The organism is Pseudomonas sp. FG1 (genome assembly GCF_034313875.1).
GTDB classification, from domain to species: domain Bacteria; phylum Pseudomonadota; class Gammaproteobacteria; order Pseudomonadales; family Pseudomonadaceae; genus Aquipseudomonas; species Aquipseudomonas veronii.
On the sequence record NZ_JAVIWP010000001.1, the window covers coordinates 4,457,590 to 4,470,060 of the forward strand.

At 55.4% G+C, this 12,471-nt stretch carries 10 protein-coding genes; 6 read left to right on the plus strand and 4 right to left on the minus strand.

Annotated features, from left to right (window positions below):
- Positions 1-77: 77 nt before the first annotated feature.
- Together flgG and flgE are read right to left on the minus strand one after the other, a co-directional pair.
- Positions 78-863, minus strand: a complete 786-nt coding sequence (flgG, locus tag RGV59_RS20440; protein ID WP_057004138.1) for a flagellar basal-body rod protein FlgG — start codon at positions 861-863, stop codon at positions 78-80.
- Positions 864-940: 77 nt separating this feature from the next.
- The gene (gene flgE / locus RGV59_RS20445; RefSeq protein WP_126585239.1) at positions 941-2,257 is read right to left on the minus strand and encodes a flagellar hook protein FlgE; all 1,317 of its coding nucleotides are present in this window, start codon (positions 2,255-2,257) and stop codon (positions 941-943) included.
- Positions 2,258-2,570: 313 nt separating this feature from the next.
- On the opposite strand from flgE, the gene RGV59_RS20450 reads away from it, so the two are divergent.
- The 4 genes from RGV59_RS20450 (at position 2,571) to RGV59_RS20465 (ending at position 6,313) form a co-directional block, all read left to right on the plus strand.
- Positions 2,571-3,077, plus strand: a complete 507-nt coding sequence (locus RGV59_RS20450) for an AAA family ATPase (RefSeq protein WP_126585240.1) — start codon at positions 2,571-2,573, stop codon at positions 3,075-3,077.
- Between the two features lie 205 nt (positions 3,078-3,282).
- On the plus strand, positions 3,283-4,014 hold the full coding sequence (locus tag RGV59_RS20455; protein ID WP_126585241.1) for a GntR family transcriptional regulator: 732 nt from the start codon (positions 3,283-3,285) through the stop codon (positions 4,012-4,014).
- A gap of 135 nt (positions 4,015-4,149) precedes the next feature.
- On the plus strand, positions 4,150-5,439 hold the full coding sequence (locus RGV59_RS20460) for an MFS transporter (protein ID WP_046489496.1): 1,290 nt from the start codon (positions 4,150-4,152) through the stop codon (positions 5,437-5,439).
- Between the two features lie 28 nt (positions 5,440-5,467).
- Positions 5,468-6,313 (plus strand): amidohydrolase family protein, encoded by an 846-nt coding sequence (locus tag RGV59_RS20465; protein WP_102617095.1) that lies wholly within the window; start codon positions 5,468-5,470, stop codon positions 6,311-6,313.
- Between the two features lie 123 nt (positions 6,314-6,436).
- On the opposite strand, the gene RGV59_RS20470 is transcribed toward RGV59_RS20465, so the two are convergent.
- Positions 6,437-7,054 (minus strand): CatB-related O-acetyltransferase, encoded by a 618-nt coding sequence (locus tag RGV59_RS20470; protein ID WP_322247033.1) that lies wholly within the window; start codon positions 7,052-7,054, stop codon positions 6,437-6,439.
- Between the two features lie 526 nt (positions 7,055-7,580).
- On the opposite strand from RGV59_RS20470, the gene RGV59_RS20475 reads away from it, so the two are divergent.
- Positions 7,581-8,708, plus strand: coding sequence for an integrase (locus RGV59_RS20475; protein ID WP_073663301.1), 1,128 nt, complete (start codon positions 7,581-7,583; stop codon positions 8,706-8,708).
- A 277-nt stretch (positions 8,709-8,985) separates the two neighbouring features.
- Complete coding sequence (locus RGV59_RS20480) at positions 8,986-10,278, plus strand: tyrosine-type recombinase/integrase (RefSeq protein WP_028688854.1); 1,293 nt, start codon at positions 8,986-8,988, stop codon at positions 10,276-10,278.
- 778 nt (positions 10,279-11,056) lie between these two features.
- On the opposite strand, the gene RGV59_RS20485 is transcribed toward RGV59_RS20480, so the two are convergent.
- Complete coding sequence (locus RGV59_RS20485; RefSeq protein WP_023629719.1) at positions 11,057-12,403, minus strand: MFS transporter; 1,347 nt, start codon at positions 12,401-12,403, stop codon at positions 11,057-11,059.
- Positions 12,404-12,471 lie beyond the last annotated feature (68 nt).

The window sequence follows — 12,471 nt, forward strand, 5'->3', positions numbered from 1 at the left end:
GGTAGGCTGGCGGCTAGGGATATACGATCGTGACAGTCGTCATGGCAGCATTGAATCGGTGCTGTCTCGTTACTCAATCAAAGACTCTTTGTAAGGTTGCCTAGCATCTCTTTTGCGGTAGAGACAACTTTGGAGTTCATTTCATAGGCTCGTTGAGTGGTGATCATGTTGACCATCTCTTCAACGGTACTCACGTTTGAGGTTTCCAAGGTGCTCTGCAATGTTGTGCCGATACCATTGACTCCTGGAGTGCCGACTTGAGGAGCCCCGCTGGCGGCGGTTTCCAAAAAGAGGTTGGCGCCTTGTGCTTGCAAGCCTGCCGGATTAATGAAATCGGCTATCTGCAGATTGCCAATCACCTGCGAGGCAGGGCTGCCGGCGACAGTGATCGATACAGTCCCGTCCTGGCCCACGGTGAATGTCTGGGCGTTGTTGGGGACAACGATCGCCGGTTCCAGGGCGAACCCATTCGCTGTGACGATCTGACCGTTTGCATTTAAGTGGAACGTGCCGTCCCTAGTGTAGGAAAGGCTGCCGTCGGGCTGCAGTATCTGGAAAAAACCACGGCCGTTCAGCGCCAGGTCCAGAGGTTGACCGGTCGTTTGCAGGCTGCCGGCAGAGAAGTTTTTCTGGGTGCCGACGACATGCACCCCGGTGCCTAGTTGCAGGCCAGAGGGCAGTGCGCTGTTCTGGGTTGACTGTGCGCCTGGCTGTCGTTTGATCTGATAGACAAGGTCTTGAAACTCGGCGCGATCACGTTTGAAGCCGGTAGTCGAGACGTTCGCCAGATTGTTGGAAATAGTGGTCAGGTTAGTGTCCTGGGCAGAAAGCCCCGTTTTTGCGACATACAGTGCAGGAAGCATCCAAATCTCCTTGGCGGCCGTTTTGCGTGGTTAGGATTTGTCGGGGAGGGCAAACACAATTGACTTCCGAACGAGCCTCACGTCATCTGGAGTAACGTCTTGTTGATGGTGCTTTCGGTCGAAATCGTCTTGGCGTTTGCCTGGTAGTTGCTCTGGGCCTTGATCAGGTTCATCAACTCGGTGGTCAGGTTAACGTTGGAGTTCTCCAGAGCATTGGCGACGATCGATCCGAGTGTTCCGGCCTGAGGGACGTCATAACCCGGCTGGCCGGAAGCGAAGGTTTCCTTCCAGGCAGTGCCGCCTGCCGGCTGCAGGCCTTGCTCGTTGTTGAAACTCGCCAGCGATAGCTGGCCGATGGCTTTACTTTGTTGGTTGCTGAACGTGGCGAACATCACACCGCTACCGTCGATTTTCAGGCCGGTGATTTGCCCCGTCGCGTAACCATCGGTGATCGGTGGGTTGCGATAGCTGGCTGAGTTGTACTGTGTAATGTTGGCCATGTTGATGGCAACGCCGGCCGGGTTGGCGGCAGCGCCGTTATATTTCCATGCTCCGTTTTCCAGTGCGCCCGGCTTCCAGTCGGTAATCGTCAGGGTGGTATTGGACGTTGCGGAGGGGGGGATCGTGATAGTCGAAAGAGTGCCCGACGTATCAAATGTCAAAAGGGAACCCCTCGGCGCGACACCGGCAATGCCACTGATTGCCGTACCGTCTGGGTTTCGCCCATCGATCAGGGTGTAAGACATCCATTTATTGGCGTCCGTCTTCACCATGTACTGCACCATAGCGTGCGAGTTGCCTTGGGTGTCGTACAAGGTGGTGCTGTATTGGGTCGTGAAGCTGCTGGTGTCGGTTGGGTCGAACGGCTTGGTGGCTTGGTTGATCGCCGGCGCAGACGCGTTCAGGTTGCTGGTGGAGTCCACCTTGCTGGAAGCCTTTGGCGGCAAGTTCGACAGGTTCAGCCGCAGGTCGGTCAACCCGCCCTTGATGATCTTGCCGTCGGCGTCTGCGGCGTAGCCTTGCAGGCGTGAGGTGCCCGTATTGTTGGTGATGTAGCCATCTTTGTCTGCGCTGAAGGCACCGTTACGGGTGTACTGCAGAGAGCCGTCGCTGCCTTTCTGCACAAAAAAACCACCGCCTTGGATCGCCATATCCAGTGTGCCGCCACTGCCGTTGACATCGCCTTGAGTGAACTGCTGGGACACAGCGGACAGGTTCACACCATTACCGATAGCATTGTGCCCAGTACCCAGCTTGGCAGCCGCATAGATATCAGCAAATTCTGCACGGGATGATTTGAAACCGGTGGTGGCGACGTTGGCGATGTTATTGCCAGTGACATCCAACTGTTTGTTGGCCGCATACAGCCCGCTGAGCCCAATATTAAAAGACATAGCCACTCCTTATTTTGCCATTCAGTTTGAATTTGAAGCAGGGGGCTGATCTGGCCGGGATTGAAGCATGGGGTTGCTGAGGCACCCTTGGAGCATCTTTTTCAGGCCGTCAGTTAGTCATCCAAGCGCCCACCGCTTAATCGGCGATGACTTTAGAGATGCTGATTGTGCGCAAAGAATGTTGGGTTTTATGGGAGGAACCATGGAGGAATGATGGAGGTGTCAGATTTCTTGTGGGAGGCATAACTTAAACGGTGATCTGATGACCGACGTTACAAGGTACATTGTGTTCGCACTCTTCCAAGGACAGACAATGCTTATCGTATTCAGCGGCCTTCCGGGCACTGGAAAAACCACTATCGCCAAGGCCCTCGTCGCTACGACAGGCGCCCTCTACCTGCGGATCGATACGATCGAACAAGCGATTCGAAACTCCGGTGCTCTTGCGCAAGACGTGGGGCGCAGTGGCTACATGGTCGCGAATGAACTCGCCCTGAGTAATCTTCGTCTAGGCCGTATGGTCATCGTTGATTGCGTAAATCCAGTCATCGAAAGCCGAATGGCGTGGAACGAAACCGCCTCAAAAGCGGGTGTTCGGTTGGTAAATATTGAAGTGATTTGTTCGGATAAAAACGAACATCGGCGCCGCATAGAAACGAGGCTGGGTGATATTCCCGGGTTGATTCCAGCAACCTGGCAATCTGTGTTGGATCACGAATATGAAGCGTGGGCCGAAGCGCCGTTTTGCATAGACACCGCGCTGACTTCGCCGGAGCAAGCAGTATCGATGCTCACCGAAGGCTTATTGTCCAGTGAGTAGTGGCGGCTAATGGGTGCTTAGTCTGCGGTGAGGGCAGGGGAGACAACGGTGAGGATTTCCGAGTCGAACTGACGCAGATTGGCTACGGCTTGGCCCCGCCATTCGTCAGCAAAGTGCCTTGCCCCTTATTGACAGCGAAGCTGTATGGGGAAATACTCGCCTCCATATTCATATATATGACTAGATAACAAGGTGAACAAAGTCGATGAGTTCTCTTTCCAGTGATGTTCGCTTGCCGCTTTACCAACGCCTGCGTGACCATTTGGCTGAACAGATCGCCAACAATCGCTGGCGTCCGGGGGAAGCGATTCCCACCGAAGCTGCGCTTTCAGCGGAATACCAACTGTCTACTGGCACCGTGCGCAAAGCGGTCGATGCATTGGTCAGTGAAGGTATCCTGGAACGTCAGCAAGGTCGAGGCACTTTCATTCGCCGGCCTCAGTTCCAATCTTCGCTGTTCCGATTCTTCCGTTTTCAAACCGCTGCCGGCGAGCGCCGGGTGCCAGAGAGTCGCATCCTGTCGATCGAACCGGTGGCCGCGCCCTCGGCGGTGGCCCAGGCGTTGGGGCTGCCACTCGACGCGCCGGTGATCCGCATTGTTCGTGTGCGTCTGCTTGATGTTCAGCCGGTGCTCGCCGAAGAAATCTGGTTATCCCGCAATCGCTTTCAGCCGCTGCTGGAGATCGACCTGAGTAGCAAAGGGCCGTTGTTGTATCCGATCTATGAAGAGGTCTGCGGTCAGGTCGTCGCCTCGGCCGAAGAAACGCTGACCGCTGAGTCGGTGAATGACGTGTACGCGCGATTGCTGCAAGTCCCGGTCAACAGCCCGGTGGTGGTGATCGAGAGGCTGGCGCGTGATTACGCCGGTACACCGCTGGAGTGGCGTCGTTCTCGCGGGCATGCCGAGCACTTCCGTTACCGCGTGGATATTCGCTGACCCGTGCCTGGGTAGCGTTTCGTTCAGCGGCGAGTCGGTCGCCGCTGGTTTGATCGTTTTGTCTGTTCTGACTGGCCTCGTAGCGGCGCGGTTCGCTCTCGGCTGCCTCACGTTCCACCTATAAGGATAAGAATCATGTTTAGCTGGTATCGCCAAGTCACTCCTCGGGAGCGCAAGACGTTTTGGGCCTGCTTCGGCGGATGGTCGCTCGATGCGCTGGAAGTACAAATGTTCGGCCTGGCGATTCCGGCGTTGATCGCCGCGTTCGCCCTGACCAAGGGCGACGCCGGGCTGATCAGTGGTGTCACCCTGGTCACTTCAGCCATTGGTGGCTGGGTAGGGGGGACGTTGTCCGACCGCTACGGCCGGGTACGCACACTTCAGTGGATGATTTTGTGGTTCTCGGTCTTCACCTTTCTGTCCGCGTTCGTGACGGGATTCAATCAGCTCTTGATCGTCAAAGCGCTCCAGGGTTTCGGCATCGGTGGCGAATGGGCTGCCGGCGCAGTGCTGATGGCTGAGACAATCAACCCTCAATATCGCGGCAAGGTCATGGGAACGGTGCAAAGCGCCTGGGCCGTAGGTTGGGGGCTGGCGGTAGGGGTGTTTACGCTGATTTACTCCTTTGTACCCCAGGACATGGCCTGGCGTGTGATGTTCCTGGTCGGATTGCTGCCGTCGTTCCTGATCATCTGGGTACGTCGCAACGTTGAGGAGCCCGACAGCTTCCAGCGCCTGCAAAAAGAAAACGCCATCCCGCAAAGTTTCTTCAAATCGCTGGCCGGCATTTTCCGCCCTGAACTCATCCGCGTGACGCTGTTCGGTGGTCTGTTGGGCCTCGGCGCGCACGGCGGCTACCACGCAGTGATGACCTGGCTGCCGACGTTCCTCAAGACAGAGCGCAACCTGTCGGTGCTGAACTCTGGCGGCTACCTGGCGGTGATTATCTTCGCCTTCTGGTGTGGCTGTGTGGTCAGCGGATTTTTGATCGACCGTATTGGCCGTCGCAAAAACATCGTGTTGTTTGCGTTGTGCTGTGTCGTCACCGTGCAGTGCTATGTGTTCCTGCCGCTGACCAATACCCAGATGCTGTTCCTGGGGTTTCCGCTCGGCTTCTTCGCGGCTGGCATTCCGGCGAGTCTTGGTGCGCTGTTCAACGAGTTGTATCCAGCGGACGTGCGCGGCGCCGGTGTCGGTTTCTGCTACAACTTTGGCCGAGTGCTTTCCGCGGTGTTCCCGTTCCTGGTCGGCCACATGAGCGACTCCATGTCCTTGGGGTCTGCAATTGGCATCGACGCAGGGGTCGCCTACGGTGTGGCGGTGATCGCGGCACTTTGCCTGCCGGAAACCCGTGGGCGCAGTCTCGTGGCATCGACTGCACCGGTGCAAACCACGGTCGACGGCAACGAGACCGCCCGGGCCTGATGACCATTACCTTCGATAGATGAAATCCATGCCTGATACCTGTCCTGCGCCGATCACCGGCATCGACTCCCACGCTCATGTGTTCAGCCGCGAGCTGAACCTGGCCGCTGCACGACGCTATACCCCTGGCTACGACGCCACACTTGCGCAGTATCTGAAGCACTTGCAAGCCCATGGCCTGAGTCATGGTGTATTGGTGCAGCCGAGTTTTCTCGGCACCGACAATAACTACCTGCTGGCGGCGCTGAGGCAGGTGCCGGAGCGATTGCGAGGGGTGGTGGTGCTGGAGCGAGGTGTCAGCCGCGTCATGTTGAACGACATGGCTCGGCTGGGCGTGGTCGGCATTCGCTTGAACCTCATGGGCAAAGCCTTGCCTGACTTTCACGACGCTGCCTGGAAGGACTTCTTCGGCCACATCGCTGAACTGGACTGGCACGTGGAGTTGCACCGCCAGGTGGAGGATTTACCGAAACTGATTCGTCAACTGATGCCGTTTGGGATCAAACTCGTCATCGATCACTTGGGGCGTCCGGACGCGCGTTTTGGCCTTGATCAGCCAGGTTATTCCGAGGTGCTGGAACTGGGGCTGAGCGGGCAAGTGTGGATGAAGGTGTCCGGTATCTATCGACTGGAAGGTACGCCACAACAGAACCTCGAGTTTGCCCGGATGGCGTTACCGCTGCTGGAGCAGAGCTTCGGCCGTCGCCGTTTGGTGTGGGGCAGCGACTGGCCGCACACGCAACATGAAGAAGGCGTCGGTTTCGATACGGTGATCGATCAACTTCAAGCACTGGAGTGCTCGACGGAGCTTATGCGTGCGCTGCTAGTGGACTCGCCACGGATGTTATTCGGGTTTGCAAAAGGCGAAAGTTGAAACTTACGCGTAAGTTTCTGGCTACTTCAGACCTTTCTTAGTTGTAGAGTAGGTAGGAAGGGATGAAGGAGCATATTAATAGCTCAACTAAATAGTCATTTAGTCGAGCTATATTCTTCCCGTTTACTGGCGTTGTTTTAAGTACTCGATAAACGGCTCGATATCAGAGGAGCACAGCAGATGTGCAACGCTACGTACCTCGGTCTCAGGCCAATACCACCAGGCGGATTCTTCCAAGACCTGGCGAACAGGCTCATCAAAACGCCAACGGATAAACTTGGCGGGATTTCCGCCTACTATGGAATAGGGCGCGACATCTTTGGTCACCAGCGCACCGGCCGGCACAACGGCGCCATCGCCAATGGTGATACCCGAAAGAATCTTTGCATGGGAACTGATCCAGCAATCATTGCCGATCACGACGTCGCCATTGCTGCCGCCGAAGTCAGTGATGTAGGCAACTTCTTCGACCTTGGCGGGAAACGGATAACAGCTTAGCCAGTCGACGCGATGATGACCGCCCAGATAGACTTCGACGTTACCGGCAATCGACGTATAAGCGCCTACACGCAATGTGGTTCCTTCATGCCAGTCATGTACCTTGAGATCGCCATAGGTGCCAATTCCAAAGCTGAATTGCGGATAACGGTTGCGCAGTTTTTGTGTTGCACGCTCAAGCTTCGGCAGTGCACGCAGCGCTTTGCGTTCCTGACGATCGCGCCAGATGCGCAGTAGCTTCATGGGAAGAACCTTATTCAAACGTTGGAATGGGACGTTATCCTGAAGAATGAAAAACGGGGTTGCAAGCGAGCAAGTGAAATGGAGGGTTTGTTTTTTCGGCCCGTTGGGCCTCAGGTCTGAGGGCGAGAGGCAGCGCCAGGCATAAAATCTGACCACAACAGGCCCACAGTTCTGCATATGTAGGTTCGCATAATGTATATTATGTTAAATTATGTGCTATGTCAGATATGTTCGTGAGCTGTCCATTTGTGACGCCTGATGAAAAAGTAGAAAATGACTGATTAAAAAAAATACCAAGATATCAGTGAGATGCAGCATTCTCCGCTGTCAAGGTTTCCCTTGCCCCCCCTCGTTAACGGTTAAAAAAGGAGAATCCTGATGAGGCTTTTGCCTGTTTAAAAAGCCTAAAAAGAAGACTAAATACTGTGCTATTTTTCAAGAGTACTCGTGACTTCCTTTTAGACCAATGGGATCGTCAATGTCAAAAGTCATAGACCCTCGGCCTGTCCTTGCTGGTCCCGAAAGTATGTCTCTCGATCTCGGGCTGTACTACGCTCGCTACCCCTGCATCGAAGCCTTCCTCAGTAGTCTCTCCGCTAATCTTGATGTAGAAACGGACTTAAAATGCGCTATCCGCTTTCTTGCATATCATAGTCACCCGCTTGGAACCTTTAATAATTACCGAACATTCGTTGAACGTTTGCTCCTATGGAGCTGGATTGTCGCCGAAAAAACTGTACTGACACTAGATAAAGAGACGTTTACGAATTTTATTACTTTTTGCAAGATGCCACCTTCAAATTGGGTTGGATTTTCTACAACCGCTAGATTCGCTCAAGTCGATGGTAATTCGGTTTTCAATGAATCATGGCGGCCTTTCAATATTCGAGCATCTAAAGATGTAGGGGCGCGCAGCCCTAAAGTGGAAACCTTGCGTTTCATTCGTAGCGTTTGTAGTTCATTTTATGGTTTTCTCTGCGAGGAAGATGTGATAGCGATAAATCCAGCTATATCATCACGAACTTTCTATGGAAGAGGAATGCGCGCTACTTACCCTGTGGAACGATATTTAACTTCCGAGCAATTAGGTCAGGTTCTGCAAGCGCTAGAATTTCATGCGCTGGGTGATCCTGCTGGTGAGCGTGCTCTTTTTATAATAGCAGCAACGACTCTTATGTGTTTGCATGCTGCAGACCTTGCAAATGCTGATAACTACTGCCCATGCATGAATTGCTTTGTTCTAGACGATGCCAGATGGTGGTTGATACTAGAGGCGCCAGGTCGGCTGCTAAGGAAAGTTGAAGTCACTCCAGAGTTCCTGCCCTACTTGAGACGCTATCGAAAAAGCCGAGGACTACCCCCGTTCCCAGAGCAGAACGAAGAAATCCCTATCTTGGAGGCTAGTCACGGGCGCCCCGGTCTTTCCGTGCGACAAATACGAAGCATTGTTAAAGAAGCGCTTATGAAAGCTCATGCAAGCATTACTTCTACAGACAAAGGCGGTGAGCACTGGAATATCCTGCTTGGTGGCAGTATGCGTTTTTTGAAAGAAAGCGGCGCAAAGATTCGTGCGCAAAGCTTCCGCCCTGCCGAGTTGCAGAAATATCTAGGCATTTTCAGCTTGGCTTATACCTATGGAAGGTATTATGGTTGATAGAGCGTTCCCCGCTAGCTTAAATTCCTGGCCTATAAGCTTCTCTGGCGGGACGCCCGGCAGACTCATTTCTCCCATTTAAAAATCCGACTCCAATCGTAACTGCATGTTATTAAACGTATTATTTGTAAGGATCATGGGGTTACAGATTTTAAGAAGGACAGCGAGGATTGATCGGAGAAATCTAAGCAATATCCGATAATCACCAGACCCGGATATTGCTCTATACTACGCTGAAAGACCGATATAGACGCATTCGCCCAGGTTGAACCACTTCATGTCGCAGCATCCCCAGCCGCTTTTCGAGACCTTTGATCGCTTCCACGAACTCAACTTTCTTCACCTCAATGGCGAGCTTCCAGCGGTTCGGGACTTCCTCCATGGTTGTGCCGATGAGCTCCAGGCCGTCGAGGGCTATCGCGCCGTTCGGGGATTTCTGAAGTCCTACGCCGGCAACGAAGCCACGTTCAACTCCTATCGAACCCACGTCGAGCGGCTGCTGCTCTGGTCCCTACTGGTGGCTGTCAAGCCCCTTGTTGAACTGCGTCGCCGGGACGCCGAGGCCTTCATGGAGTTCTGCCTCAACCCGCCCGCCGACTGGATAGGTCCGGTCGTAAAGTCCCGCTTCCTGCGCGTGGGTGGTCGCAAGAAGCTCGACACGGACACCTACATCGTCAATTTGCAATGGCGACCTTTCAGTCACACTGTGGCCAAGCGCGAACGCAAGATTGCCGAAGAGGCCGTTGCCGCCCTTCCCTCCCGTCCCTACCGCTTGTCCCAGGGATCGGTGGCTCAGGTATTCGCAGTCTGCGGCAGCTTCTTCCAACACGCGATTGATGAGGGTCTCACCGAGGTGAACCCCTTCCGGGCGGTAAAACAGAAATCCATCTACAAGCAACGCAACACCTTGGATGTGGCGTCACGTTCCCTGACTCCGCTGCAGTGGAGCTACGTGATCGAGACTGCCGAGCAGATGGCCGCGACCGACCCGACACACGAACGCACTCTGTTCATCGTTGCGACTCTGTTCTCCATGTACCTGCGAGTCTCCGATCTGGTCGGGCGTGACAACTGGACGCCTACCATGGGCGACATCCGCCGCGATAGCATGGGCAACTGGTGGTTTCATGTGGTGGGCAAAGGCAACAAGGCCGCCAAGATCAGCATCCGCGACGAATACATCCAGAACTACCTGATACGCTATCGCCAGCATTTACAGCTCTCCCCCCAGCCATCTGCCCACGAGAAAACACCGTTGATCAGTTCCCTGAAGGGGCGTGGTGGGCTATCTGATCGACATATTCGCCTGCTGCTCCAAGGGCTATTTGATCGCGCTATGGGGCGTATGGCTGAGGAAGGCTGGAGCGATGACGAAATAGACCAGTTGCGTTCAGCTTCACTGCATTGGTTACGCCACACCTCCGCAACCTTTGATGCACCATATCGAGAGATGAAGGACCTCCAGGCTGACCTTCGTCACAATAGTCTCAGCACTACCCAAAATACGTACTACAACTCGCTGGACGAACAACGGGCACACTCGGTGAAAAGCCTTCCAATCAGACGTTAGACGCCCATTAAACACACACTTGTTTAGCCATCGCGCATAGCTTGAGAACGAGAAAATTTTCCTTGGCTCAGGTGATGGGTGAGTTATGCAACCAGCGCATGCTCGACCTCGACTCGCGGACATGCCATCTGCTTGCTGGCGCGTTTCTGCGCCAGCAAGAAATCAGGAGGTCGCGCTTCCGTCGTCATTGAAAAAGTCATCACGGGAGATGCGTCCGAAATCGCTGAGGTCTTGGTCTTACTGGTCTTCAGCGACCGTCTCGAAGATCGTCGATCATTGCAGCCTTCGTGCTGTACTTGGCTCCGAGATGTACCAGCCTCTCGATGTTCGCGGCAGTGAAGAACTGGTGGCCGGCAGCGATGACTCTCTGTGCTTTGATAATCCCGTGCAGGACTTCACCCACCCATTTCGCAGGCTGCGATCTTCAGGCGTTGGGGTTCGACAAGGCCCGGTCTCATCGTACGGGGCGTCCTGATTATGATCCGGCTAATCTGCTCAAGATCTGTCAGTACGGCTACGTGCAGCGCAACCGTCACGTTCATTGAAAAGTATGGATGTGATGACCGGCGCCTCAGCACCTGCTAACCATCGAGTTGGCAGCCGCTTCGAGTCTCAAGGCTTTCTCATGATCCAACGCCTAGCCTAGGATCCGACTACGCACAGCGGATCGGCATCTATAGCAGCCGAGACCATGGTGGTTCCATATGCCGGTTGCGAGCGGTCAACCAGAGCACCACACCCGACATGGGTGCGGTGCTCAGTTCCTGATAGCAGTGGATCAGCCGGCAGTCGATTCCAGAGGTTTCTCCATCAGCGTGCAGACCTGACCCGGCCGGTGCCAGAGAAAACCCATAATGGCGGCGGCGCCCACCAGCCCCGGCAGCGCGAACGCCAGAAAGCTCGCCTGCAACGGCAGTTGCGCGGCGTGCAAAGCTCCGCCCAGCAACGGGCCGATGATGGCGCCAATACGGCCAATTCCCATCGCCCAGCCCAGACCAGTGGAGCGGATATGCGCGGGGTAAAATTGCACGGCGCAGGCATTGGCGAGGATCTGCGTACCGATAGTGCAGGCCCCGGCCACGCCGATCAGCAGGTAGAGCACCGGCAGCGGTGACTTCAGCGCCAATAGACTCAGCGACAGCGCACCGGTGGCGAAGAACGCCAGGAGTACCCGACCCAGGCCTATGCGATCTCCCAGCCAGCCGCCGCCGATTGCCCCGAAGATGGCGCCGAAGTTCAGCACCAGCAGGAACGCCAGGCTGGAGTTGAGGCCGTAGCCGGCAGCGTTCATAAGCTTCGGCAGCCAGGAACTCAGGGCGTAGACCATCAGCAGGCAGCAGAAGAAGGCCACCCAGAGCATCAGCGTTTTCAGTGCGCGACCATCCTGGAACAACTGGGAGATGGCCACCTTGCCCGCCTGCCCCTTTGCCAGATTGAGCCGGTCGTGCATTTTGGGCACGTAGTCGGGCTCTGCCCTGGCCAGCAGCTCTTTGGCGCGTTCGACCTCCCCCTGGCGCAGCAGGAAGTTCAACGACTCCGGCAGCTGGCGCACCAGCAACGGCAGCACCAGCAGCGGTACAACCGCCACGAAGAACACCGATTGCCAGCCCCAGCTGGGCATCAACGCCATGCCCAGACCCGCAGAGAGCATGCCCCCCACCGAGTAACCGCTGAACATGATCGCCACCAGGGTGCTGCGGATTTTCTTCGGCGCGTACTCGTTCATCAGCGCCACCACATTGGGCATCACCCCACCGATACCAAGCCCGGCGAAAAAGCGGCAAATGGCAAACTCCTCGGGAGTGCGCGCGAATCCGTTGATCACGGTAAAACCGCTGAACAGGACCACACAGGTCATGATGGTCTTGCGGCGCCCGATCCGGTCCGACAGTGGGCCGAAGAACAGTGCACCGAGCATCATGCCCACCAATGCGCAGCTGCCTAGCAGACCGGCCTGCAGCGCAGAGAGGTTCCAGGCTTGCATCAGCGACGGCAGCACCACGCCGTAGATAACCAGATCATAGCCATCGAAGATAATGATCAGCGCGCACCAGAACAGCACGCGCCCGTGAAAGGTATTGAAGCGGGCCCCGTCAAGCAGGGCGGAAACGTCGATATCACGCATGGCATAGCTCTTCTTGTCATTGTTATAGAGCCGGAACCGGCATCGAGGCCGATTCCGGTAGAACGACG